General features: G+C 65.7%; 16 protein-coding genes. 3 read left to right on the top strand and 13 right to left on the bottom strand.

The features are described 5' to 3' along the window. Nucleotides 1–241 precede the first annotated feature (241 nt). The 7 genes from U0C82_RS11390 to U0C82_RS11360 form a co-directional block, all read right to left on the bottom strand. The gene (locus tag U0C82_RS11390; RefSeq protein ID WP_322187233.1) at nucleotides 242–1,564 is read right to left on the bottom strand and encodes an HlyD family type I secretion periplasmic adaptor subunit; all 1,323 of its coding nucleotides are present in this window, start codon (nucleotides 1,562–1,564) and stop codon (nucleotides 242–244) included. A gap of 95 nt (nucleotides 1,565–1,659) precedes the next feature. Beyond that, complete coding sequence (locus U0C82_RS11385) at nucleotides 1,660–3,477, bottom strand: type I secretion system permease/ATPase (RefSeq protein ID WP_322187232.1); 1,818 nt, start codon at nucleotides 3,475–3,477, stop codon at nucleotides 1,660–1,662. Between the two features lie 171 nt (nucleotides 3,478–3,648). Beyond that, entirely contained in the window at nucleotides 3,649–8,835 is a 5,187-nt protein-coding gene (locus U0C82_RS11380) for an Ig-like domain-containing protein (RefSeq protein WP_322187231.1), read from the bottom strand. Between the two features lie 86 nt (nucleotides 8,836–8,921). Beyond that, nucleotides 8,922–9,212, bottom strand: coding sequence for a hypothetical protein (locus U0C82_RS11375; RefSeq protein ID WP_322187230.1), 291 nt, complete (start codon nucleotides 9,210–9,212; stop codon nucleotides 8,922–8,924). A gap of 503 nt (nucleotides 9,213–9,715) precedes the next feature. Continuing rightward, nucleotides 9,716–11,893: a molybdopterin oxidoreductase family protein gene (locus U0C82_RS11370; protein WP_322187229.1), complete on the bottom strand. Its 2,178-nt coding sequence runs from the start codon at nucleotides 11,891–11,893 to the stop codon at nucleotides 9,716–9,718. 90 nt (nucleotides 11,894–11,983) lie between these two features. Next, nucleotides 11,984–14,152 carry a DUF1217 domain-containing protein gene (locus U0C82_RS11365; RefSeq protein ID WP_322187228.1) on the bottom strand — a complete coding sequence of 723 codons (2,169 nt, stop codon included), beginning with the start codon at nucleotides 14,150–14,152 and terminating at the stop codon, nucleotides 11,984–11,986. Between the two features lie 281 nt (nucleotides 14,153–14,433). Next, complete coding sequence (locus U0C82_RS11360; protein WP_322187227.1) at nucleotides 14,434–15,543, bottom strand: alkene reductase; 1,110 nt, start codon at nucleotides 15,541–15,543, stop codon at nucleotides 14,434–14,436. A 160-nt stretch (nucleotides 15,544–15,703) separates the two neighbouring features. Here U0C82_RS11360 and U0C82_RS11355 point away from each other — a divergent pair, with 160 nt between their 5' ends. From U0C82_RS11355 to U0C82_RS11345, 3 genes are all read left to right on the top strand, one after another. Further along, a complete protein-coding gene (locus U0C82_RS11355; RefSeq protein WP_322187226.1) occupies nucleotides 15,704–16,537 on the top strand; it encodes a 23S rRNA (adenine(2030)-N(6))-methyltransferase RlmJ in 834 nt (277 codons plus the stop codon). An 82-nt stretch (nucleotides 16,538–16,619) separates the two neighbouring features. Then, complete coding sequence (locus U0C82_RS11350; protein ID WP_322187225.1) at nucleotides 16,620–17,165, top strand: hypothetical protein; 546 nt, start codon at nucleotides 16,620–16,622, stop codon at nucleotides 17,163–17,165. A gap of 139 nt (nucleotides 17,166–17,304) precedes the next feature. Next, entirely contained in the window at nucleotides 17,305–17,904 is a 600-nt protein-coding gene (locus tag U0C82_RS11345) for a glutathione S-transferase N-terminal domain-containing protein (RefSeq protein WP_322187224.1), read from the top strand. Nucleotides 17,905–17,961: 57 nt separating this feature from the next. On the opposite strand, the gene lpxB is transcribed toward U0C82_RS11345, so the two are convergent. From lpxB to bamA, 6 genes are all read right to left on the bottom strand, one after another. Beyond that, nucleotides 17,962–19,110: a lipid-A-disaccharide synthase gene (gene lpxB / locus U0C82_RS11340; RefSeq protein WP_322187223.1), complete on the bottom strand. Its 1,149-nt coding sequence runs from the start codon at nucleotides 19,108–19,110 to the stop codon at nucleotides 17,962–17,964. Further along, nucleotides 19,107–19,994 (bottom strand): LpxI family protein, encoded by an 888-nt coding sequence (locus tag U0C82_RS11335; protein ID WP_322187222.1) that lies wholly within the window; start codon nucleotides 19,992–19,994, stop codon nucleotides 19,107–19,109. The genes lpxB and U0C82_RS11335 overlap by 4 nt, the downstream gene beginning before the upstream one ends. A 6-nt stretch (nucleotides 19,995–20,000) precedes the next feature. Further along, on the bottom strand, nucleotides 20,001–20,816 hold the full coding sequence (gene lpxA, locus U0C82_RS11330) for an acyl-ACP--UDP-N-acetylglucosamine O-acyltransferase (RefSeq protein ID WP_322187221.1): 816 nt from the start codon (nucleotides 20,814–20,816) through the stop codon (nucleotides 20,001–20,003). Further along, entirely contained in the window at nucleotides 20,813–21,283 is a 471-nt protein-coding gene (fabZ, locus tag U0C82_RS11325; protein WP_322187220.1) for a 3-hydroxyacyl-ACP dehydratase FabZ, read from the bottom strand. The genes lpxA and fabZ overlap by 4 nt, the downstream gene beginning before the upstream one ends. Then, on the bottom strand, nucleotides 21,276–22,337 hold the full coding sequence (gene lpxD, locus U0C82_RS11320; RefSeq protein WP_322187219.1) for a UDP-3-O-(3-hydroxymyristoyl)glucosamine N-acyltransferase: 1,062 nt from the start codon (nucleotides 22,335–22,337) through the stop codon (nucleotides 21,276–21,278). The genes fabZ and lpxD overlap by 8 nt, the downstream gene beginning before the upstream one ends. A 187-nt stretch (nucleotides 22,338–22,524) precedes the next feature. Further along, entirely contained in the window at nucleotides 22,525–25,002 is a 2,478-nt protein-coding gene (bamA, locus tag U0C82_RS11315) for an outer membrane protein assembly factor BamA (RefSeq protein WP_322187218.1), read from the bottom strand. Nucleotides 25,003–25,091: the final 89 nt, after the last annotated feature.

Below are 25,091 nucleotides of genomic sequence, written 5' to 3'. Positions count from 1 at the left end.
TCGCATCGGCGGCGCGCTCGGCTTCCGGGTTGGCTGATGGATCGGCGGCGATCGCCGCGCTCTGCGCAGACGTGGCTTCCGCCCGCGGCTTCGGCGTGCCGAAGGCGCACGATCCGGCCGGCCCGCCGGGGGAACCCGATGGCCGTAACCGCCGCTCAGGTCGAGGCCGGGCGGACGTCGCGATGGACGCGGAACCGGCCGAAGCGGGGTCGACCGGCAGGAAGCGGCGACGCGAACCGGGTCATTGCCATTCGCGGAAGGCGTGGCGGTAGCCGTCGAGAAGCGGCTGCAGGACATAGGCGAAGAAGCTGCGCGTCGGCCCCGCGATATAAGCCGTTCCGACCATGCCGGCGCGCAGGACGGCGTCGGTGGATCCCGCGTCGATGGCAAGCTTCGCGAAGTAGAACTGCTCCCCGGTCCGCTCGTCCTCGCTGGTGTCGGCCGACACGTAGACGACCGTTCCCCCGATCCTGTCCGTCAGGCGCATGTTGAACGCCGTCACCTCGATCTCCGCCGGCTGGCCGACGCGCACATGGTCGATGTCCTTGGGCAGCAAGCGGGCCTGGAAGATCATGCGACCGTCCTCGGGAACGATCTCCGCCAGCGTCTCGCCGCCGCGTGCGACGCCCCCTTCGGTGGACAGTGCCGAATTGACGAGGATGCCGGTCATCGGCGCACGCAGGCTGACCTGCTCGAAGGAGCGCTCGGCCGCGGCGATCTGGTCCTCGATCTGGCCGAGTTCGCCGATGATCTCGGTGAGCTGCTGGGCGTCGTCGCGCGCGTTCTCGCCGCGCAGCCGCCGGCCGTCGGCCGACAGTTCCCCCAGCCGTTCGCCGGCCACCGCCCGCTCGGCCAGAAGGGCCGACAGGCGGGAGCGGGCATCGAGGAGCTGATTTTCGCTCGTCCAGAGCTCGCGGCGCGCGATGTGACCGGCCGAGACGAGACGTCTGACGCCGTCGGTCTGGTCCTGATAGATGGCGATCTGGCTTTGGAGATCGGCAATCCGGCGCTCGAACCCGTCGCGCTGGGCCCTGGTCGCATCCGCCTGCCGGTCCAGGGCCTCGAGGCTGGCGTCGAGGCTGATGCGGTCCTGAAGACGCGTCCGGAGCTGCTCGAGGCGAAGCATGTCGTCGAGAGACGGGGTCGCCGCATCGGTCAGGCGAAGCGGCGCGTTGGCCACCTGCCCCGTGCCGGCATCCCGGCCCCGGCGCCCGGCCTCGAGACGATCCTTCATTGCGGCAAGGGTCGCGCGGCGTGCCTTCAGCCGGGTCAGTTCGGCCTTTATCGGCGCCGGATCGAGACGGGCGATGACCTCGCCCTCCGCCACGCGGTCGCCGTCCCTGGCGAGGATCGCGACGACGGTTCCCCCCGATGGATGCTGCACGAGCTGGTTCGACCCGCTGGAGACGAGAGAGCCCGAGGCGATGATGGCCGAGGACAGGGGAAAGGCCGCGCCCCAGACGGCGAAGAGCCCGGCGCACAGGAGGATGATGACGGAAACGCCGCCGAGAATGTCGGAAAGGCCGGTCTCGACGCCGGGATCGCCGCCCGGCGCGATCGTCATGACGTCGCCCTGATCCGGCTTCGGCGGTTCCCCGGCGTTCGCACCGCCCCTTCGCCGGAACAACGATCTCAAATGGATGAGAGCATGCGGGGCCATCAGTCCTGCCCCACCGCACGGTCGAGGGCGAGGGCGGCCGACCGATGCTGCACCTCGACAGCCTGTGCCTCGAACGCCTGTGCCGTGCTCGCCGCGGGCCGGAATGCGGAACCTGGCGCGGCAGCCCCGCCCGCCGGACGGGCGACGACCGCCGGGCCTTGACGCCCGGCATCAGCCTTTGGCCGTTCGACCTGCACCGTTTGGACCGTTCCGTCGCGGACCATCAGCACCTGACTGGCGCGGCGGACCATCGCATGCTTCTGGCAGACGACGACGAACGAGGTTCCCTCTGCCCGCATGGACTCGATCGTCTCCATGAGACGCGCCTGCAGAGCCGTGTCGAGATGGTTGAGCGGTTCGTCGAGAACGACGAGACGCGGCCGGCCGATCAGGGCCCGGGCGAGCGCGATCCTTTGCACCAGGCCCGCCGGGATCTCGCATTCGGGTCGCCCGACGATCTCCTGATAGCCGTTGGCGAGGGACAGGATCGCCTGATGCGCCCCGGCGCGGCTGGCGGCCTGGTAGATCGCGGGCATATCGACGTCCCTGCGGAAGCGCGCGATATTGCTGGCGATCGTTCCCTGGAAGAGGTTCGGCATCTGTGGCTGGTAGCCGGAGATCGACGCCCATTGGTGGCGCGGATAGCGCATCGTGGGAATGCCGTCCATCGTCACGCGCCCGGCATCGGCCTCGCTCGCGCCGGCTATGATCCGGGCAAGCAGGCTCTTGCCCTCGCCGGACGGGCCGATCAGCACGAGGAGCATGCCGGGTGCAAGTTCGAGACTGACGTCCCGAAGGACCGGATGGCGTCCGCTCGAGCGGTGATCGACGCGGATCTGCGAGAGATGAAGCACGCCCGTCGGCTCGCCGAGATCCGGCAGGGTGCGGGGCGGCTCGCGCCTCGCGATCGTCGCCTCGATGGATTTGTAGGCGGCATTCGCGCGGATCATCTGGTCCCAGCCGCCGATCAGGGCGTCGATCGGGGCCAGCAGGCGTCCCGAAACCATGGAAGCGAGAAAGATCAGGCCGGCGCTCATCGCCCCCTCCAGGACCAGCCAGCCGCCGAGCGCCATGACGAGAACCTGGATGGTCAGGCGCAGCGTGCGGCTGGCGGCGGCATAGGGCGCGCTGACCTCGCTGGCCGTTTCCGCCGCGTTCAGAGCCGCGGCGATCTTCGAGGTCCAGGTGTCCATCAGGGTGTGCAGGAGCCCCATCGCGCGCACATCCTCGGCACGCTGGAACACCGATTGGGCAAAGCCCATGGTATCGGCATCGGCCTTCTGCGCCTCCTCGCGGCTTTTCCGCGTCGCGACCGAATTCAGCCAGGCGAGGAAGAGGATCGCGGCGATCCCGAGGGCGCCGAGGACGCCGATCGACCAGTGAACGAGAGCCAGGAGCGCCAGGTAGAAGGGCACGAAGGGCAGGTCGAAGCAGGCGGTGAACAGCTTCGAGCCGATGAACTGGCGCACCGCCGAGAAGTCGCGCATCGCGGAGGCCCGCGTCGTGGCGCCGGCTTTCGCCTGGGCGAGTTCGGCAAACAGGATGGCGCTGCGCCGCATCGTGTAGTCGGCGGCCAGACGAGAAGCGATGCGACTGCGGACGAACTCGCAGAGCCCGTAGACAGACAGGACGATCAGCACCGCGACGGTCACGCCGACGAGCGTCGCCACGCTGCCGGACGCCAGCACGCGATCGTAGATCTGCAGCATGTGCAGGGATGGCCCGAGCACGGCCACATTGGCAAGAAGCGTGAACAGGATCAGCGCCCGCCTGTGGGGCCTCGGCATGGCGCCTATCAAACTCAGGATTGCGGGCATCGCGGTCTCCATCCTGCCTTTCGGGTTACAGGAGGACGGTTAACGAAGCCCGAATCCTTCCCTCATCCGGGCATTCGACACGCTCTGCGATCGGCGGGTCCGAGAGCCATTCCGGCGCGATCGCGGCCTTGCGGGCGGTGCGCCCGCGCCGAAGGCGGGGCGCGGGCCGGATCAGGCGGCCGCCTGATCCGGCGGAATGGCGGCGTCGAGGCCAAGCCCGTCATCCTCGACCATCGGAACGGCAAGGGCCGCATCGGAGAAATCCGACTGGGCGAAGGCGATCTGGTCGAGACTGCCCGCCGAGGGATCGATCGGCCCCCGTGCGCCGTCGATCGTCAGATGGACGGTCGCCGTGTCGGTCCCGCCCTTCCCGTCGGAGATCGTGTATCCGACCGTGTCGTCGATCTGCAGGCCCTGCCCGAGCGCCGACAGTTCGACGGACACCGTCGGATCGTAATCGACCGCGTCGAACACGCCGTCGCCATCGCTGTCGCGCAGTCTCACCGCCGCCCCACGCGCGCTGAACGCGTCGATCGAGGTCACCTGGAGACGGTCGCCGTCGGGATCGGCGTCGTTTGAGAGCATGAAGGCGGTTTCGCCGGTGACGGCCTCGCCCGCGCTGAGGGAGAACCACAGGGTGTCGTCCCCGGCGGTCGGCACGCCGTTGACCACCGGATCGCCCTCCTTGCCGGGTTCGGCGATCCCGTCGACGGTCAGATGAACGGTCGCCGTGTCGGTCCCGCCCTTGCCGTCGGAGATCGTGTATCCGACCGTGTCGCCGATCTGCACGCCCCGTCCGAGTGCGGCCAGCTCGAGGGATACCGTCGGATCGTAGTCGATGGCGTCGAACACGCCGTCGCCATCGCTGTCGCGCAGCCTGACCGCCGCTCCGCGCGCGCTGTAGGCGTCGACGGAGATCACCTGGAGCGGATCGCCGTCGGGATCGCTGTCGTTGTAGAGCATGAAGCCGGTCTCGCCGGTGACGGCTTCGCCCGCGCTCAGCGAGAACCAGAGCGAATCGTCCTCGGCGACCGGCGCGGTGCCGACGGCCGGCCCGTCGTCCTTCGCCAGCGCCTTGACCTCCTCGATCGCATAGGTGCGACGGTCCTGCGGGAAGACGACGGATTCGATGTTCCGCAGCGTCTTGACGGTCGGCAGGGCGGCCGTGGCGTCCGTCAGGCGGACCGCCCCATCCGCCAGGATTTCGACCCTATAGTCTTCGAGGCGACCATCGAGCTCGACCGTGTCGCTGCCCTTGCCGCCATCGATGACGTCGCGGCCGGTGCTGCGTTCGAACCGGTCGTCGCCATCGGTGCCGACCAGACCGTCATCGCCCGGCGAGCCGCGGAAAACCTCGCCGTCGCGGTCCTCGGCGCCGACGAGCGTGACCGTCACCGTCTCCACCGTCTGGCCGCCGCGCCCGTCCGAAACGGTGACCGCATAGCGCTGCACGAGGCTCTCGCCGGCGCCGAGCGCGTCGAGTTCGCCATCGGCGACGGTGAACGTCCACCGGAGCGAGCCGTCCTGCACGGGGTCGAGCCGGATGGCGCCGAGATATGTCTCGCCCAGCGCTCGAACGTCGGCCGTCAGCGCGTCCTTGTCAGCATCGCTCACGGCGATCGTGCCGGTCGCGGTCAACTGTGCGGTGGTCTCGCCGTCGGCCCTGTCCGCAAGCTCCGCGACGCTGCCGGCGAGCACCGAGATGCCGGTATCGACGATCGGGTCGCGGTTCGCCACGACAGGCGGCTTCTCCGGCGCTGTCAGCTCGATGATCGTCCGTATCCGTCCGCCCGCCGTGCCGTCGAGATCGTTCCAGAGACCGTCGGAGCGCATCGCGACGAAGTCCTCGTTGCCGTAATTGTTCGGCTCGCCTGGCGCGAAATTCAGATAGGTCGCGTCCGTGCCGTCCTGGTTGCGCCAGCTGCCTTCGGTCCTGACATCGTCGATGCCGAGCCAGATCTCGTTCGCGCCGCCGAAGCGTTCCCGCAGGAAGGCGTTCTCCTCGGCGCTGCCGACCTCGACGAGCTTTCCGCCCATCGCCTTCGCCTCGGCTTCGGCCTGCTCGCGGGTCAGGCCGGGCGTGCCCTCGATATAGATGGAGGTTCCCAGGCGATGAAAGGCCGGGGCCGCCGCATCGGCGCCGAAGCTCGTGGTCGAGCGGCCGAACCCCGGACCGTTCCAGTCGAGCTTCAGCCCGGCGCTTTCGCGCAGTTCGAAATAGCGCACCTCGATCGTGTGCGTGCTGGCGGAGAGATCGATCGTCGCGCTCCGCGTCGTCAGCGGCTTCAGGCCGTCATTGTCGATGACGAGCTTGCCGTCGATGAACAGGCACGATCCGTCGTCGCTGGACAGGTGGAAGGTGTGGGTGCCCGCCGTCTCGACGACGAACTGCCCGGTGTAGCGCGCCGCGAAAAGGTCCGTCGGACCGCCCTCGTAGAACGCCTTGGTTCCGACGAGCCGGTCGATCGACGTCACGCTCGCCGAATGGATCGGGACGCCCTCGAAATCGATGTCCGCAAGGCTCTTCGCCTGGCCCGGCGCGTTGAAGAAGTCGACCTTGAGGGGCTGCGCGGCGGCGTCCGTTTCGTCGAAGACGAAGGCGCTCGCTTCGAGCGGGCCGGCGGCACGCGCCTGGGTGAGGTCGCTCAGGGCGACGGAGATCTTCTCCATCGGGCCGCGGGCAGCGTCGCCGCCGACGGTCAGCACGATCTCGGCGCTGCGCTGGCCAGCCGGGATGACGATTTGCGTGGGGCCGGTGGCATCGCCGGAAATGGTAATCCTGGCGGTGACGACGCTCGGCGCGGCCTGATCGAGTTCGACGCGGAAGACCATCTGTCCGGCCTCGCCATCCTCGCTCACCAGCACGTGCTGCGCGGGCGTCAGCGAGAGTTTCGGCAGGCCGAGATGGACATATTCGGGCTGGTCGCCCTCGTTCACGATCTCGAGGAAGCGGACCATGCCCTTCAGCGGCGTGGTGCCCGGCCAGTTGGATTCGCCCGCGAGGTTGGCGCCGCGATCGACGTCGCGCGGTACGGCGCCCTGCCCTTCGGCGACGAGCGCGTCGTCCTTCCACAGACGCATGAAGCCGGTGTCGCTGACCGAGACCGACCATTTGGCGACGACCCCTTCCTCGATCACGTTGCGCGCGACGAGCTTGTGGGGGGTCGCGCCGACGAAGACGGCGAACTCGATATCCGTCGTGTTCGCGACCTGCGACAGGTAGACATTGTCGCTGGCCGCGCCTTTGGCGAAATCGAAGACCCGCTGCCAACTGCCGCCCGCCACGTCGTCGAACCGCGCCTCGACGGTCAGATCGAAGGGACCGTCGATCGGATCGTCGTCGATGCCGTAGACGTCGCGCTGCGCATCCTTGCCGAGGATCGGAGCGGTCCTGACCACCGGCGCCATGTCGACGCCGAGCATGGCGCCCATGGACGGCACACCGGCCTTGTCGAGCGCGAAGAGCATCCAGGACCCATTGAGCATGCTGGAGCCCGGCGCGGTCACCTCGATCGTCGTGGCGTCGATGACGGTGAAATCGAGTTCCAGAAAGCGTGCGTCGGAATTGACCGAATGGGTGAAGGCACCGTTGCGTTGTGCGGTGAGACGGGCGATGTCGCTCGTATCATCCACCGTGATGCGGAAATTCGAGGCGGAGTCGATGTTGAGCGGCGCATCGGTGATTTCGGGCCTGTCCGCAAGCTTGCCGCTCTCATCGTAGAAATAGCTCGGCGCGTAGAATTCCACATTGGTGTTGGTGAGCGGGCCCGGCGCGCCGCCTCCGCCCACCCAGACCGTGCCGTTCGGCATCATCTGGAAGCTGGAATGGTAGAGGCGCGCGGTCTGCAGCCCACCCACCTCGACAACCTCGTTGGTGTCGGGATTCCAGATGTCGACCGAATAGTCGGCGGCGTTCAGCTGATTGTCGACCCGTGCCCCGCCGGCGATCAGGACGCGCCCGTCCGGCAGGATCACCATGCCGCCATCGTGCCGCGTGCCGTCGAGATCGGCGACCTTCGTGAAACCCAGCCAGGAGGCGTTGAGATCCATGGTGTAGAGATCGCCATCCTCCTTCAGGATGACGATCTTGTCTTCGCGATACATGATGGCCGGAGTGTTGATGCCCATGTTGAACTCGACCGTGCCGACCCGCTGGCTCGATCCCTGTCCGTCGGTCTCGATGGCGAAGACGCCACCTTCCTTCGACATCACGATGACCTTGCCGTCGCTGCGCACGAAGCTCTTGGGATACCAGTAGTCCACGCCGATGCGTGCATTGTTCAGGGTCCGCATGCCGGTCTCGGCATTGTAGACCTCCGGAATGTCGTCGCCGCCGCCCGAGCCGCCGATGATGAAGATCTCGCCGTTCTGGAGAGTGACGGAGGTGCCGTACCAGCGATCATATTGCATGTCGCCGCTTTCGGCATTGCGGATGGTCTGCGTGGTGTAGTCGAAGATCACGACATCGTTGACGCCGCCATTGACCGGACCGCCTCTGCCGCGGGAATCGCCGCCCAGGATAATGACGTTCCCGGTGGTCGGGTCGAGCGACATGTTGGAGCAGAAGAGGTCGACGCCGGTGGTGTTGGGCAGGATCTTGTCGATGCCGGTGATCGGGTCGTAGAGGCTGTAGATGAACTGGCCGGTCTGGGTGCCGTCCTCGTTGGTGCCGAAGCTCAGCACCTTGCCGTCGGGCAGCACCATGGCATGAAGGGGGATGAGGCCGAGCGACTGGACCTGGCTCCATTCGCCGTCGCCCTCGGCGTCCGTCGTGGAGATCCGCGTCGCGGAGTTCTCGCCCGCGATCACCTCTCCCTGGGGCGCCAGCGTATCGCAGAAGCAGCGCACCTCGCCGGTCGTCGCGCAGGGGCTGCCCTGATAGGCCGGATCGAGTTCGTCGACATTGCCGTAATTGGCGATCTTCAGATTGAGCACGAGACCGGCGAGATCGGCATCGGCCGGGTCGCTCGACGTGCCGATCAGCTGGTTCGTGCGCACCACGTCCGCCGGCAGGACGGCATCGCCCTTGGCACTCTCGACCAGCAGCTCCTGGTTCTTGGCGATCCGCATGATGCCGTTCGGATCGATGCCGACGCGCCAGGTGGCGAGTTCACCCTCGACGATCGCGCCCTTGGCGACGAGGCGATGTTCGACGCCGCTGCGGACGATGACGAACTCGACATCGCTCGAACCGCCGACCTGGCCGAAGGCGATGGTGTCGATATTGGTCCCGTTGTTGAAATCGAAGATCTTCTGCCCGTTTCCGGCGCCCAGATCGTCGAAACGCGCATCGACCGCGAGCGCGAACGCTCCCGTGATCTGTTCCTTGTCGATGGTGGACGAGATGATGTCGGCCATGCTTCAGACCTTTCGCTGGGGGCCGGCAAGACGCGGCCATGGGACCCCGTTCGGGGCTTTTGGCGAGATTGGGTGGCGGCGGACTGTCAGGCGGCGATCGGGAGAACCGCCGGCTTTGCGGGCTGTGATAGCGGGTGCAGGAGACATCCGAGGGATGCCACGAACAGGCCGGCCAGCAGCGTCGGGCATCCGGGACAGTGCCCGCCTGCGCTGACGTGAGCGAGCAGAAGCTCGAGCGTGACGGGATCGCCGCACACCGAGCCGGCGGCAAGGCCGGCATTCGCGATCTGCCAGGCCCCCGCAAAGGCCGCGGCGACACCCGCCGGAATGATCGAGGCGGCGATCGGCGCCGCGGAAAAGAAACCCGCAATCGACATGGTCATTCCCCATCTGTTGGTGCCGGGACGACCCGGCCCGCAACGGGCCCAAACACCCGGCATGGGTCGATCCTATACATCCAAACGTGCAGTCGAGGGGTTAACCGGGCGGGGATTTACTTGCGATGGTAAATACAGACAAATCTCCGCATCCCTGCCCGGGCCACCGTCCAACCGGTCGCGCTACGGAATGTCTCGTTGATCCAGACAGTTGCCGGTTCGGCAAGACAGCGATCGCGCGCCTTTCGGCCAGCCGTGCGCGGGATCGGCGCGGGACATTGCGTCCCGCGGGCGATCCGACCGCGACCGAACGGACCTTCGTCGCGCCCCGTCCGAAGCGCCGGCAGGATGACGCTCCGGCACGTAGGCGGGGGGCGTCGGTCCGGGCGCCGGACAAGCGCCCGGGCAGGACGAGTTCGCAGGAACGGGCGAACGAAGGATCGCGATGCGCCGATCTTCGGGCTCGGGGACGTCGACGGTCTGGAACGGACTTGCGACGGCGCTCAGCGTTCCGTCCGCACCGGTCCTTCGTACCGGCGCTCGAGAAGCCCGGCTTGGGTTCGATGCTCCTCCCCGGAGATCCGCAGCCAGACGGACGTGTCGTGAAAGGCGGCGCCGCCATGGGGCGCGACGGGGTCGGCCGAGGTCAGGACATTGATCCCCTCGCCGTCCAGAAAATCCGAATTGGGCCAGAGCCCCTCATGGACGAGGACGCCGGGCCGGACGGCTCGGGTGATCGCCACCGGAAGGCGCACCGAGCCGCGCCGGTTTCCGATTTCGACGAGCATCCCGTCGCCGAGGCCTTCCCGGCCGGCATCGTCCGGGTGAATCATCAGGGTCGGCCGGCCTTCGCGCGAGCGCGCACCTTTCGTTTCGGAAAAGGACGAGTTGAGGAACTGGCGGGCCGGCGATGTCGCCAGCTTGTAGGGATGGTCTGTGTCTTGAGCCTCCGGAACGTCCATGTGATCGGGAAAGGTCGGCAACGCCTCGACGGGGCCAAGCAGGCCCACCGACGCGGGGGGGCGATTGGGCGCCGGCGTGCCGCGCCAGTCGGGCCTGAACCGGAACTTGCCGTCCGGGTGGCCGAACCCGTTGAGAAAATGCGCCTCTTCGAAGGAGACCGCCTTGTCGATCCATCGCTCCTGCGCCAGATCGCCGAAATCGCGTTCCAGCCCCGAGCGGTGCAGCAGATCGTCGATCAGCTGGCGTTCCGAAAGGCCGAATCCCGGCCGGTCGGAGACGCCGAGGCGCTTGGCGAGCGCCTCGACGACGAAATGATTCGTGCGCACGCCGGATGGCGGTTCGGTGAGCTTGGGCCCGAGCACGATATGGCTCTGGCCGCCGCCGCGATAGATGTCGTCATGCTCGGCGAACATCGTTGCCGGCAGGACGAGATCGGCAAGCTTTGCCGTATCGGTCATGAAATGCTCGTGGACGCACAGGAAGAGATCGTCGCGCGAAAGACCCTCGATCACCTTGCGCTGATCCGGGCAGACATTGGCCGGATTGGTGTTCTGGACGAGCATCGCCGTCACCGGCGGGCCGCCCATGAGCGCGGCCGCCTCCCCCGTCAGCACCGCGCCGATGCGGCTCTGGTCGAGATGGCGCACGGTGGGATCGGCGTCCGCCGCCCCCTGGATGGTCGATCCGTCGATGCCGAAGATTCCGCTGTTGGAATGAAACGCGCCGCCGCCTTCATACTGCCAGTGGCCGTAGACCGCCGGCACGCAGAGCGCGGCATGCATCGCCGCCGCGCCGTTGCGCTGGCGGGTGAAACCGTAGCCCAGCCGGAAGAACGTCCGGTCCGTCCGGCCGATCAGCGCCGCGAACGCCTCGATCTCGTCGACGGCAAGCCCGGTGATCGCCGAGGCCCATCGCGGCCCGCGCGTGGAAAGATGGGTTTCGAGCCCGGCGGGATCGTCGGTGTAACGCGCCAGATAGGCGCGGTCCGCGCTGCCGTCCCGAAACGCGATGTGCATGAGGGCGGCTGCGAGCGCGCCGTCGGTGCCCGGCTTCAGCTTCAGCGCCAGATCGGCCTGCGCCATGGTCGCATTGTCGTAGATGTCGACGACGACGATCTTCGCGCCCCGGCTCTTTCGCGCCTTCATCGCATGGGTCATCACATTGACCTGCGTGGCCACCGCATTCGTGCCCCAGATCACCACGCAATCCGATTGCGCCATTTCGCGCGGGTTCGAGCCACGCAGGGCGCCCGCGCCCATCATCCACCCGGTCCAGGCCATGTTGGTGCAGATCGTGGAGAACTGATTGGAATAGCGCTTGGCATGGGTCAGCCGCTTAATGCCGTCGCGCTGAACCAGGCCCATCGTGCCGGCGTAGAAGTAGGGCCAGACGGTCTCGGATCCGAACCGTTGCTCGGCCGAAACGAACCGCTCGGCGATAAGGTCGAGCGCATCGTCCCAGGCGATCTCGCAAAACGCGCCGGCGCCCTTTTCGCCCACCCGCCGCAGCGGTTTCAGGAGACGATCCGGATGGTGGATCCGCTCGGCGTAACGGGCGACCTTGGCGCAGATCACCCCGGCGGTGTAGTCGTTGCCGGCCGCTCCGCGCACCCGCCCCACCCTGCCGTCGGCGCCGATCTCGACGTCGAGCGCGCAGGTTGACGGACAGTCGTGCGGGCAGGCGGAATGACCGACGGAAGCGGGAAGCGGCATGTTCATGCGGCCAAGGTTACCCCGTGCGAACCGCCAAAGCCAACGGGAATCGGGCTCGCCCCCCGATCATGGCGCCGGTCGACCGCGTGCATCCTGTCAGAACATGCCGAGCGATCCGCCGCCGCCGCCCAACAGGATCGTGGCCGGGTTAATGCTTCCGGCCCCGCCCCCGTTCTCGATATCGTAAAGGGCGACGAAGCGATTGATGAAGCGCGAAAGTTCGTCGGGGTCCTTGAGGCTTTCGAAGTCGAGACGCTTCTCGATCGTCCGGCTCTGCGCCTCGATCGTGGACTGTCCCGATTCGGAGGGAATTCCGGTCGCAATCTGAACGACCTTGAGAAGCGCCGGATCGGCCAGGATATCGAAGGCGTTCCGGATATCGGCCGCGCTGCGCTTGAAATAGAGCGCCAGCCGGGCACCGTCGCTTTCCAGACCGGCCTGTTCTTCGTACTTCTGGCGCAGGAACAGATTGTCGACGCGGATGCGGTCCGCCTTGGACTGGGCATTCGGTTCGGCTCGTGCAAGACCGCCGACATTGGTGAACTGGAACGCGGCGCGCAGGTCGAAGATCCGCTGGTCGTCGAACTTGGCCATGACGCTTTCCGGATCGTCGAAATCGCTCGTCAGGATGCCGGACAGCGTCTTGGCATCGAGCTTGAAGTCGCCGAGGTCGAAGGCGGTCGTGATGTAGTCCACGATGGCCTCGTTGGACACCAGATCGGAAATGGTGACGATCTCGGCGATGGCGTCCCGGTATTCGCTGGTGATCTTCTTGATCTGCAGCTTGTCGTTTTCGGTTGGCTTCTCGCGATAGTTCTTGGAATAACGCTCGATCGTGTCGGCGAACGCCGGATCGGACTGGGCGACGCGCCTTGCGGCGATCTTCCCGTTTTCGTCGAAATTGAAAGCCGCCGCCAGGGCGACGAACCCTTCGTTGCCGCTTTTGCGGGCGTAGGACTTCGGATCGCCCGGATCGCTGCGCAGGACGTTGAGGATCTCGGTCCGCGAGGTCGTCGCTGGATCGATTCCGAACGCCTTCAACGCATATTCGTAGACATGCGGAATCAAAGCGAACTGGGAGACCGTCTTGATGTTCGAGATGCTGACATTGTAGAGCGCTTTCGCCACCCTGTCCGAGGATGCGGTGCGGTCCGCATTGCGATCCAGATAGGTGCTGAACAGTCTGCCTTCGTCGTCCGCAGCGACAGGGCCGGTCGCGCCGGCTTTCAAGGTTCCGTCGGTTTCGAACTGGAACAAGGCGTGGAATTCGCGGTACTTTTCCTTCAAGGCCTTGTCGGCATCGCTCTTCTCCGACATCTGGTTGAGGACACTGCCGGAATCGTTGACATCGCTCGTCAGAACCTGCCAGACGAAGGCGGTCGACTGAATGCTCGCATCGATCCCGACCGAGTACAGCGCGACTTCCATCAGACGCGGGTCTTGGGTGAATTGGTCCGCGGTCTTGATCTCGGGAATCCGCAGCTTCCAGTAATCAATATCGTTCGTCGCCGAAGAGGCGCTGGCGACGAGATCCTTCTGTTCGTAGAACATGCGGAGCGTCTCGTTCGTCTCGATCGCGGACTGAACGCCAGTTGCCGCTGCGGTTCCATCGGCTTGAAAGTTGAACATCGCCTTCAGTTTGAGGAATCGCTTGTCGCCGCCCTCGGCGACCTCATCGGCAATGTCCGTCGTGAAGACATCACGAATGAAATCCTTCGAAGCGATTTTCGGGTCCAGGCCGGCAGCGGTCAGGGCCGTCTCGTAAACGGATTTGGAATCCAGAAACTGATCGACGTCGGCAATATCGCCGATCGCCTTCCGATACTGGTCGAGCTGTCCCTTGGCCGCGTTCGCCGCGGAAATTCGATGAACGCTGTACGCCTCGACCGTTCGATCGTTCTGCGACGCCGATTGGGCGGCGATCGTAGCCGTTTCGCCCTTCCGGCCGAAGTTGAAGGCCTTGTGCAGCTCCCGATAGCGATCGTCGCCCATCTTGTTCACGAGGCTCAGCGGCTGGCTCATGTCACTTTCGAGCACTTTCCTGATCAGGCCGGGGGATCCGATCTGTTCGGAGAGACCGAAGGCGGTGAGCGCGTGCGAGTACAGCCGATAGTCGGACATGAAGTCGTCGACCGTTTTGACCTTCGCAATGTTCTCGCGATAATATTCGACGCTGCGCTTGTTGATCGGATCGGCCTCGATCCGCTCCATGATACGAGCCGTATTCCGGGTGTACATCTGGAAGGTCTGGAGTGTCGACATCATGGTGTGCTCCGCAAAGCCGTGCAATACCCCGCAAGCAACGGGTTCGGGGCCGACGCTAGCAATCGAACCGCACCTCGACCTTGAGATGCCGCATCTGCGATGGGCATAACGAAAGCAGGCCCGCCGGACCATTCCGACGAGCCTTTCATGTGCGGCACGATATCTTAACATTCCGTGATGATCCGGCGGACCATCCTCCACGAACGCTCTGCCGAGGGCGGACCGGTCCGGTCGAACCCTCAGCCGGCCGGCGCCGCCAAGAGACCCGGCAACCTGCCGGATCAGGCGGCCTTTGCCGTCCGGCGCTCCTCGTCTGTCAGGAACGGATAGTCGGTATAGCCCTTTTCGTCGCCGCCGTAGAACGTGTCCTTGTCCGGCTCGTTCATCGGTGCGTCGAGTGCGAGGCGCTCGACGAGATCCGGATTGGCGATATAGGGCCGACCGAAGCAGGCAAGATCGATCTTGCCGCTATTCACGCGTTCGATCGCGACCTCGCGCGTATATTCGTTGTTGCCCATGTAGGCGCCGTCGAACAGGGCGCGCAGACCGTCCATGTCGAACGTGCCTTTTTCCCGGTCCTGCCAGATCAGGCCCTCGATCACGTGGAGATAGGCGAGCCCGCGCTCGTTCAGCGCCTTGACATAGGTCGTGAACAGCTCTTCCGGATTGCTCTCGGAGATGTCGTTCGCGCCCGAGCCCGGCGAGATGCGCACGCCCACCCTGTCCGCGCCCCAGACCTTCACCACCGCATCGATGACTTCGAGCGGAAAGCGCATGCGGTTCTCGATCGAGCCGCCATACGCATCCTCGCGCCTGTTCGTGCCGTCCTGCAGGAACTGGTCGAGAAGGTAGCCGTTCGCCGAATGAACCTCGACACCGTCGAAGCCCGCCTTCTTGGCGTTTTCCGATGCCTTCACGAAATCCTCGACGACGCGGGGCAATTCATCGGTTTCGAGCGCGCGCGGCGTCGGAATCTCCTTGAAACCGTTCTCGGTGAAGGCTTCGCCCTCAGGCTTCACCGCCGAGGCCGAGACGGGAAGCCTGCCGCCATCCTGAAGATCGGGATGGGAGATGCGGCCGACATGCCAGAGCTGGAGGAAAATCTTGCCGCCCTCGGCGTGGACATTGTCGGTCACCTTCTTCCATGCCGCGACCTGTTCGTCGCTGTAGATCCCGGGCGTCCACGCATAGCCCTTGCCCTCGTTCGAGATCTGCGTCGCTTCGGCGATGATCAGCCCGGCGGATGCGCGCTGCCCGTAATAGGTGACGTGCATGTCCTTGGGCGTGTCGTTCCCGTCAGCGCGCGAGCGCGTCAAAGGCGCCATGACGACGCGGTTCTGCAAGCGGTTGGGTCCGAGATCGAACGGTTCGAAGAGTTTTTCTGCTGTCATTGACGAGTTTCCATCTGTTCGAGGCAGCCCTTCGGCTGCGTTTGATCCCGAATGTGGGTTGATGGCGCGCTTCGTGTAGTGTCTTGAACGCAGCGTCGCCCAAATGTCCGAAAACGGAACTTTTGCGCGATGCGACCCCGGAACCCTCGACGAGACACCTTTGAACTATCGCCACGCCTATCACGCAGGAAACTTCGCGGACGTGGTCAAGCATGCACTGCTCGTGCGTCTGATCGCCTATCTGAAGCGCAAGGACAAAGCCTTCCGGGTCTACGACACCCATGCCGGGCGCGGCCGCTACGATCTCAAGGCCGACGAAGCGCTGCGCACCGGCGAGGCGCACGCCGGCATCCTCAGGCTCGCCGCCGATCCTGACCTTCGCGGCGAGCCCCTCTTCGCGGATTATTTCGCGGCGATCGAGGCCGATCTCGCCGAGGGCTTCTATCCCGGGTCGCCACTGATCGCGCGCCGCTGCCTGCGCGCGATCGATCGGCTGTCGGCCTACGAACTGCACCCGAAGGACGGCGAAGCGCTGCGCCACCTCTTCGCCGGCGATATCCAGACGAAGGCGATGCTTCTCGACGGATGGCTGGCGCTCGGCGCCCATCTGCCGCCGAAGGAAAAGCGCGGGCTCGTTCTGATCGATCCGCCCTTCGAGAAGACCAGCGAGGTGGACGATATTCTCGCAGGTCTCGACAAGGCGCTCGGCCGCTGGCGCGGCGGGATCTATGCGGTCTGGTATCCGATCAAGAAGAAAGCCCTGGCCGAACGGCTTCTGAGCGGCATCCGCGCGCTCGCGCCGGACGAGGCGCTGGCCGTGGAAGCCCGGTTCGAAAGCGAGGCACAAGAGGAAGAGCGTTTCGTGGGCACCGGCCTTGCCGTGATCAATCCGCCCTACCTGTTTGCCGGGGAGGCCGAAACGATCGTCAACCGTCTCGTGCCCGCCCTGAAAAGAGACAAGTCGGCAACAGGCTCGGTTTTTGCGTTGACCTGACCGTGCAACCGACCCCAAGGCTCCGGAAACTCGTGCTATCGTCCTGACGAGATTCAACGATCGAAACATAGGCCCGTAGTCGATGCGCCAGTTCCTCTCCATCATGCTCGCCACAGCGATCGGGACCACCATGCTTGCAGGTCCCGCGGCCGCGGCGGACCTTCAGCAGGGAATGGCACCCGTCGCCGGCCAGCTGGTTCCGCGCTGCGACGATCCCGCCGTGCTGGCCGAGGTCGAAGATCAGTTCGAATACGGCGCGCCGCGCGTCCTCGAAGCCGATCTCGAGATTCTCGAATTCTCGAACCTTCAGGAAAAGGCCTATGAGCCGCAGATTCTCGCCGACGAGATCCCGCCGCCCCAGCCGATCGAGCGCCGCTGGTGCCAGGGAACGGCCCTGATCTCCGACCACGAGCGCCGCACGATCTACTACATCATCGAATATCCCATGGGATATGCGGCGGCCGGCAGCTTTCTCGGCTTCCTGGGCGGCGCCAACCCGGTCAAGGCCTGGCGGGCGGAAGGCTGCGTTCTCGGCCTCGACGAATGGCATGTCTACGGCGCCAATTGCCAGTCGCTGCGCCGGTTCCCGCCGGAAGCGCGCACCGGCTACGGTTACGTGTCGAAGTAGGCCGGCTCCGCCCGCCGGTCTTCCCGACCAACGCCAATTCCGACGCGCGCCGCAGAATCGACTTGCATGTCGGCGGCGTGCGGACCTATCCGTTCTTCCGGTGGCTGCGAGAGCGGCACGGTGCGAAGGATAGAATTCGATGCGACTACTCGGCACAAGCGCTTCGCCATTCGTGGCGAAGGTGAGAATGGCAGCGGTCCTCTGCGGTATCGAACTGGAGTTCGTGTCCGCCGAGACGATGGAGCCTTCCGATACCCTCCTTTCGGCCAATCCCCTCGGCAAGGTCCCGGTCCTGACGACCGAGACCGGCGATCAGGTCTTCGACAGTTCGGTCATCTGCGAAATGCTCGACCGGATGAGCGGCAATCAGCTCATTCCCCAGACGCTCGATGCCTTCACCAGGACCCGCACGTTCGAAGCCGCGGCGAGCGGCGTCAAGGACGCGCTGATCCTTTGTCTTTACGAAGAGCGGTTCCGCCCGGAAGACAAGCGGCATGCGGCCTGGACCGAGCGCCAGATGGCCAAGGCCGAACGCGGCCTGGCATGGCTCGAGGCGCATCTCGACGATCTGAACGAGGATCCGAGCGTGGCCTATTGCGCCCTCGCCGCTCTGGTCGGCTGGATGGACCTGCGCTTCGCGGGCAAGGTGGCAAGCCAAGCCCCCAAAGTTCGCGCCTGGACGGACGCCTTCTTCGCGGCGCATCCGGAACTGGCCGCCGTCAAGCCGCATCTAGCCTGATCGGCCCCGCGGCAAAGGGCCGGGGGCGTGGCATCGTCCCTGCCCTGCTTCGCGGGTTCAGCCCCGCTTCAGCACGCTCAAGACGATCTCGGCCGCGGCCTCGCCGGGCGGCCTGTCGATCGCCATCTTCTCGCGGATGTCCTGGAACCCCTGAAGCTGTGCCCGGCGCTCGATCGTGTCGGTCAGCAGGCGCTCGAGCCGCCGGGCGAGAAGTTCGGGCCGCACCACCTCGTGGAAATGCTCCGGCACGAGCGGATGGCCGACGATGAAATTCGGCAGGGCGGCCGTCCACGCCGTCATCAGGTGACGCAGGCGATAGCCGATCGGATCGAGCTTGTAGGCGAGCACCATGGGGACGCCCGCCAGCGCCAGTTCCAGCGAGACCGTCCCGGACGCGGCGAGCGCGGCGTCGGCGTTCGCGAACGCCGCCCATTTCTCGTCCTCGCCCGTCACCACCTTCGGCTTCACCGGCCAGTCGGCGATCCCGGTCTCGATGCGGGCGCGGTGGCGCGCCAGCGTCGGGATGGTGGCGCCGAGGCCCGGCATCGTCCGGCAAAGGCGCTCATAGGTCTTTCCGAAATCGGCCAGCAGGCGGTCGATTTCGCTTCGCCGGGAGCCCGGGAGGATCAGGAGACGGGGCGACGCGCTCGCCGTCTTCCCGGCAAGCGACCTGTTCAGGAGCGGCTTCAGATGCGGCTCGGAAAGAATCGGATGGCCGACATAGGTCGCCGGCGGTCCGTCGAGCCGCGCATAGACCTCGGGCTCGAAGGGAAAGGTGCAGATCGCCTGGTCCACATAGGCCCGCATCTTCGCGGCCCGCTCTTCCCGCCAAGCCCAGACGGTGGGCGGAATGTAGTTGACGATCGGGATATCCGGCCGCGCGGCGCGCAATCGCCTGGCGATCCGGTGGGAGAAGGTCGGGCTGTCGATCACGACGAGCGCATCGGGTGCGGCATCGATCACGGCTTTCGCGGTCTGCGACACGCGGCGTACGAGTTGCGGTAGCCGTGCGACGATAGCGCTCACCCCGATGATCGAGAGCTCCTCGATATCGAACAGGCTGACGAGGCCCTGGCGCGCCATCTCCTCGCCGCCGAGTCCGAAGACGTCGAGATCGTCGCCGAGCGCGGCTCTGAGGTGGAGGATGAGGTCCGCGCCGATCCGGTCGCCCGATGGCTCGCCGACGATGAAGGCGATCTTCGTCATGCCCGCGCCCCGTCCTGAACGTCGTTCGTCGAAAGCCCGGTCAGCGCGATGCCGGCCCGGTTGGCGGCATCCAGAACGTCCTCGAAGCCGATGATCAGGCTGCCGAGGGCCGAAACGCCGATCGAGGTGATGCCGGCGGCAACCGCCTCCTCGATGGTCATGATGCCGATGCTGGGAAGATCGAACCGCTGGTCCTGTCCGGGCTTCAGCGCCTTGACGAGCGCCAGTTTCTCGGCCCGGCCGATCTTGCGCACGGCCCGAAGCTCGGCCACCCGCTGCATCATGTCGCGCGTTCCCTCGATCCCCTCCATCGCGATGATCCGCTCGTTGGAAGCGACCACCGCCTGCCCCGCATCGAGCGCGCCCAAAGTGACCGCCGCCCGATGCGCCTTCCGCAGCGCCGCGCGCTCCGCATCGTTTGGCGCACGGCTCGTCAGGAGACCTTCCGGCGCCAGAAGACGCGGCGCGATCTCCTGCACGGGCAGAAGCTCGAACCCCTTGCCCTCGAGAAAGCGCGATCCCTTGCGAAGCATGGAATCATCCCCGCCCCGCGTGATCGCGAACATGGCCGGCAGGCTGGCGAGCGTGCGCAAGGACGGCAGGACCGAGCGAAAGTCGGGTCGGCTCGAAATCGTGCCGCACATCACGAGCTTGGTGACCTTCTCCCGCCTCAGCCATTCGATGGCATCGCCGACCTCGCCCCAGGTGAACGCCCGCGAGGGACCCTCGATCGAGCCGTTCGTGATGCCGTCGGAAAAGCGCGCGAAGATCGGGTCCATGCCGCGCTCGCGCGCGGCCTTCGCCACGATCATCGGCAAGGACCCGCCACCGGCGACGATGCCGATCCGCTCGGTAACGGCGCGCTCGTTGGGAAATCCGTCCATCGTCGGCTAACCGGCTGGCGTGTGACGCGGCGTGCAGAGCGAGCGATCGCCTCCCGAGCGGATGAAGCCGAGAAGGTCGTTCACCAGCGGATCCTCGGGAAATTCCTGGGTCACCTCGTCGAGGTTCTCCTTGAACGTCTGGTCGAAGGAGAAGAGCATGCGGTAGGCGCGGCGGACGTTGCGCACGGCCTCGCGGTTGAAGCCCGCCCGCTTCATGCCGATCACGTTGAGACCGGACAGATAGGCGCGGTTGCCGAGCACCATGCCGAAGGGAATGACGTCGCCCTCGACCGCCGCGATGCCGCCGATATAGGCGTGATGGCCGACACGGGTGAACTGGTGGATGCCGGAGCCGCCGGCGATGGTGGCAAAGTCGCCGACGGTGCAATGGCCGGCGAGCATGACATTGTTGATCAGCGTCACATTGTTGCCCACGACGCAGTCATGGGCGACATGGGCTCCGGTGAAGAAGGAGCAATCGTTGCCGATCGTGGTTTCGGAACGGCCCTGGATCGTGCCGGGATTCATCGTCACGTGCTCGCGGATCAGGGCGTTGCGCCCGATGACGAGCCGCGTGTCCTCGCCGCGATATTTCAGGTGCTGCGGCGCGTGACCGATCGACGCGAATGGCCAGATCTGCGCATTCTCGCCGATCTCGGTATTGCCCCACAGAACGGCGTGGGACCGCAGGCGCGAGCCCGCGCCGAGGCGGACCTGCGGACCGATGTGGCAGAAGGGGCCGATCTCGCAGCCCGCGCCGATCTCGGCGCCGTCCTCGATGACGGCGGACGGATGGATGATCGTCTCCCGTGTCTCGCTCATGCCGCCTCGACCGGCGGAACCAGCATGGCGCTGACCGTGGCTTCGGCGACCTTGTTGCCGTCGACCTTGGCGATGCAGTCGAACTTCCAGATATTGCCCCGCTTCTTCGATTGGACCACGTGATATTCCAGGCGGTCCCCCGGCACCACGGGCTTGCGGAACTTGGCATTGTCGATCGTCATGAAATAGACGACCGAGGGCTTGGCCTCGCCCTTGCTGATGGTGCAGATCGCGCCCGCCGTCTGCGCCATGCCCTCGATGATGAGGACGCCAGGCATCACCGGGTTGCCGGGAAAATGGCCCATGAAGTGCGGCTCGTTCGCTGTCACGTTCTTGACCCCGATCGCCGAGCGATCGTGGTCGATCTCGATGATCCGGTCGACCATCAGGAACGGATAGCGATGCGGCAGCACCTCCATGATCTTCAAAATATCGGCGCTCTCCAGCACCTTGGGCGCTTCACTCATCGTTCTTTCCTGCTGATCGTCGCTTTTTCGCCAATTCCGTGAGCGTCATGATTTCGCGGAACCATTCCTTGACCGGCTTGGCCGGCACGCCGCCCCAGCGAGCGCCGGGCGGCACGTCTCCCTGGACGGTCGAGACCGCGGCGATCTGGGCACCGTCGCCGACCGTCACATGGCCATTGACCCCCGACTGCCCGCCGATCATGACCCCGTCGCCGAGCGTCGAACTTCCCGAAAGTCCGACCTGGCCGACGATCACGCAGTGGCGACCGATCACCACATTGTGGGCGATCTGAACCTGATTATCGATCTTGGTGCCCTCGCCGATCACCGTGTCGCGGATCGCGCCGCGGTCGATCGTCGTGTTGGCACCGATCTCCACATCGTCCTGGATGACGACCCGTCCGATCTGCACCGACTTGACGAGCCCTGCAGGTCCCGCGACATAGCCGAACCCGTCCTGCCCGCAGCTGACGCCCGGATGGATGAGAACCCGGTTGCCGAGCAGCGTGTGGGACAGAGACACGTTGGCGCCGATCCGGCAGTCGCGGCCGATCCGGCATCCGGAGGCGATCTTCGCCCCCGCCGCGACGATCGTGCCCGCGCCGATCTCGACGCCGGGACCGATCACGGCGAAGGCCTCGACGGTGACGCCGTCCTCGAGCTCCGCGTCCGGATCGACGAAGGCCCTGTCCGAGATGCCGGTCCCGCCCAGAACGGATGCCGGCGCAAGCGCCGACGGGAACAGCGTCCGGCCGACGCTGGCGAACGCATGGTCGGCCCGTCTGGCGACGAGCGCCGCCGTTCCCTCGGGAACGGCGTGCGAGCCGAATCGATGGCCGAGAATGACGCAGCCCGCCTGGGTCGATGCGAGGCCCTCCACATAGCGGATATTGTCGAAGAAGGTGATGTCGTCGGGACCGGCTTCGTCGAGGGACGCGATGCCGGTCATCCGGCGCTCCCGATCCGGTGCGTTGCGGATGTCTGCGCCAATCAGATCGGCGATCTCGGCGATCGTCTTTCCGGGGCCGCGCGGGAAGAATACGGCTGGAGCCATGATGCCTCCCAATCTCCTGACCTGTGACGCCGGACGTTCGCGCCTTGCCGAACCATCCCGCACGAGGGCGGGACGCAGCGAGGCCGGAAGCCCGTCCGGGGCGCCCTGCTTTGTTGCAAGCACTAAACGAAGACGGCCGCTTCGCCAAGCGAAACGGCCGTCTTGGGACATTCGATAGGGGAACCGCCTAGAAGCGCGAGGAGAAACCGAACGAGAACTCTTCGGTCTCGTCGAAATCTTCCTTGGCGAGCGGCTCGGCGTAGTTCACCCGGAGCGGACCGAAGGGCGAGTCCCAGATGAGGCCGACGCCGACGGAGGCGCGCAGCGTGGCGTCCGTTCCGACGACGTTGCGCTGGCCCTCGAACTCGGAGCCCCAGAGCGTGCCGGCATCGGCAAAGACCGCGCCGCGGAATCCGAGATCCCGCGAGATGACAGGCAACGGGAACGTTGCCTCGGCCTGAGCGCCGGCAAATTGCGTGCCGCCGATCGAGACGCCGTTCTGACGGGGACCGAAACCCTTCGATTCGAAGCCGCGAACGAGATCCTTGCCCTTGAAGAAATTGTCGAACACGCGAAGCTCGTTGCCGCCGATCGACGTGACGTGGCCGCCGGACGCCGAAACCGATCCGATCAGGTCATATTCGTCGTTGATGAGCGCGAACGCGCTTCCCTTCGCCGTCGTCTTCAGGAATTCGGCGTCGCCGCCCAGACCCGCATATTCCTGGCCGGCCTGCAGAAGGAAGCCTTCCCGCGGCTGCGTCGCGCTGTCGAGCGTGTTGTAGACCAGCGCGTAGGAGACGGACGATGTCGTGTACGGGCTGTCGCAGATCGCTTCGTTGATGATCGGGCTGTCGGTGAAGCGCGGCGCGGTCGCCGCATTGCCGTTCTGGTCGAGCACGGGTCCGCCGAAAGCGGCCGAGTAGGCCGACGGGTTCGGATCGCCGCACGTGCTGCGGATCGGGTTGTTGTTGGCGTCTTCGAAGCGAGCGCCGGTCACCGGGTTCAGGAGATCGATGCCGATCTGGTCGCCGAATTCCTCCTGCTTCAGGTTGTAGGCGACCTGGGCGGTGAGATTTTCGGTGATCGGCGCCGCGACGCGGATGTCGCCGCCGGTGCGCAGGGTGTCGTAATCGCCCGACGTCGTCTCGGAGCGATAGACGTCGAAGCCGACCGCCAGGCGCTGGCCGAGGAAATAAGGCTCCGTGAACGACAAATTGTAGTTCCGCGACTCGGTGCCGAAACCGGCCGAGACCTTGATGAACTGGCCGCGTCCGAGGAAGTTTCGCTCGGTCACGCCGATCTCCGCGACCGGCCCTTCCGAATCGCCGCCGGTCGTGTAGCCGCCGCCGAGGGACAGTTCGCCCGTCGGCTTCTCGACGACGTCGACGATGACGATGACGCGATCGGGCTCGTTGCCGGGCGCGGTCGAAACCTTGACGGACTCGAAATATCCGAGATTTTCCAGGCGCTGCTTGGCACGCTGGACGAGAACCTGGTTGAAGGCGTCGCCTTCCGAGACGTCGAACTCGCGGCGGATGACGTAGTCGCGGGTCTTGTCGTTGCCTCGGATCTCGAGACGCTCGACATAGGCGCGCGGACCCTGGTCGATCACATAGTCGACGCCGATCGTGCGGCTGGCGAAATCGCGGTTGCCGCGCGGCGTCACCTGGGCGAAGGCGAAGCCCGAGCCGGCCAGGCGGTCAGTCAGGTTGACCAGGGTTTCTTCCACGTCTTCCGCGCTGTAGACCTCGCCGGAGCGGGTCTCGAGTTCGCTGTAAAGCGCCTCGGCATCGACGCCGTCGACGGTCGAATCGATCCGGACGTCGCCGAAGGTGTAGCGCTCGCCCTCGTCCACCGTGATGGTGATGAAATAGGTATTGTCGTTCGGATCGAGCTGCGCGTTCGAGGAGATCACCCGGAAATCGGCGAAGCCGCGATTGTAATAGAATTTGCGGAGCGCTTCCTCGTCCATGCGAAGACGCTCTTCGGCATAGATGTCGTTGCGCTGGATGAAGCTGAGAATGCCGCTTTCGCGCAGCGCGATCACCTGCTTCAGGCGCGAATCGCCATAGAAGCTGTTCCCGACGAAGCTGATCTGGGCGATCTTCGTGCGGTCGCCTTCCTGAACGTTGTAGATCACGTTGACGCGGCCAGGGCCGACCTGCTGGACCTGCGCGCTGACGAGGGCATCGCTGCGCCCGATCCCGGTATAGGCTTCGCGGATCGCCTCCACGTCGGCATCGACCTGGGCCTTGGAGTAGGCGCCGCGCGGGCTGGTCTGGACCGCCTGGGTCAGCTGCTCGTCCTTGAGTTTGGAATTGCCCTGGAACAGGACCTGGTTGACGATCGCGTTCTCGTCGACCTCGATGATCAGCGTGCCCCCGGACTGGCTGACGCGAACATCGGCGAAGAGCCCGGTCGAGAACAAGCGCTGGACGACCGCGTCCTGGCCGGCTTCGGAAAGATTGGTGCCGGTCTGGACCTGGCTGAAACTGCGGATCGTGTTGTCCTCGACGCGCGTGTTGCCACGCACGTCGATCCGATTGACCACCGCCGCCTCGGCGCTGGCGATCGATCCCGCCTGCATTGCGACAATGGCCAGGGCGAGGACTGCGGTCGAGCTCGCTGCCGAAAGCGATGCACGCAGGATTTTTTCTCCAGCCATCATAGGCTCACATACCTTCCCGTCTTTGACCATGGGTCATCATACCCGGACGTTGGGCTTGTTGTATCCACTTCGCCCGACCACGCAAG

Origin of the sequence: Fulvimarina uroteuthidis, assembly GCF_034321785.1 — a bacterium.
Taxonomy (GTDB): Bacteria; Pseudomonadota; Alphaproteobacteria; order Rhizobiales; family Rhizobiaceae; genus Fulvimarina; species Fulvimarina uroteuthidis.
Note: the sequence above shows the minus strand (reverse complement) of the source record. Positions and strands in the feature narration are given on the sequence as shown.

What these genes read in the sequence shown, in the direction of transcription:
- U0C82_RS11390 (WP_322187233.1), bottom strand. Translation starts at nt 1,564, where the DNA reads ATGACGATCGCGCCGGGCGGCGATCCCGGCGTCGAGACCGGCCTTTCC.
- U0C82_RS11385 (WP_322187232.1), bottom strand. Translation starts at nt 3,477, where the DNA reads ATGCCCGCAATCCTGAGTTTGATAGGCGCCATGCCGAGGCCCCACAGG.
- U0C82_RS11380 (WP_322187231.1), bottom strand. Translation starts at nt 8,835, where the DNA reads ATGGCCGACATCATCTCGTCCACCATCGACAAGGAACAGATCACGGGA.
- U0C82_RS11375 (WP_322187230.1), bottom strand. Translation starts at nt 9,212, where the DNA reads ATGTCGATTGCGGGTTTCTTTTCCGCGGCGCCGATCGCCGCCTCGATC.
- U0C82_RS11370 (WP_322187229.1), bottom strand. Translation starts at nt 11,893, where the DNA reads ATGAACATGCCGCTTCCCGCTTCCGTCGGTCATTCCGCCTGCCCGCAC.
- U0C82_RS11365 (WP_322187228.1), bottom strand. Translation starts at nt 14,152, where the DNA reads ATGATGTCGACACTCCAGACCTTCCAGATGTACACCCGGAATACGGCT.
- U0C82_RS11360 (WP_322187227.1), bottom strand. Translation starts at nt 15,543, where the DNA reads ATGACAGCAGAAAAACTCTTCGAACCGTTCGATCTCGGACCCAACCGC.
- U0C82_RS11350 (WP_322187225.1), top strand. Translation starts at nt 16,620, where the DNA reads ATGCGCCAGTTCCTCTCCATCATGCTCGCCACAGCGATCGGGACCACC.
- U0C82_RS11345 (WP_322187224.1), top strand. Translation starts at nt 17,305, where the DNA reads ATGCGACTACTCGGCACAAGCGCTTCGCCATTCGTGGCGAAGGTGAGA.
- lpxB (WP_322187223.1), bottom strand. Translation starts at nt 19,110, where the DNA reads ATGACGAAGATCGCCTTCATCGTCGGCGAGCCATCGGGCGACCGGATC.
- U0C82_RS11335 (WP_322187222.1), bottom strand. Translation starts at nt 19,994, where the DNA reads ATGGACGGATTTCCCAACGAGCGCGCCGTTACCGAGCGGATCGGCATC.
- lpxA (WP_322187221.1), bottom strand. Translation starts at nt 20,816, where the DNA reads ATGAGCGAGACACGGGAGACGATCATCCATCCGTCCGCCGTCATCGAG.
- fabZ (WP_322187220.1), bottom strand. Translation starts at nt 21,283, where the DNA reads ATGAGTGAAGCGCCCAAGGTGCTGGAGAGCGCCGATATTTTGAAGATC.
- lpxD (WP_322187219.1), bottom strand. Translation starts at nt 22,337, where the DNA reads ATGGCTCCAGCCGTATTCTTCCCGCGCGGCCCCGGAAAGACGATCGCC.
- bamA (WP_322187218.1), bottom strand. Translation starts at nt 25,002, where the DNA reads ATGGCTGGAGAAAAAATCCTGCGTGCATCGCTTTCGGCAGCGAGCTCG.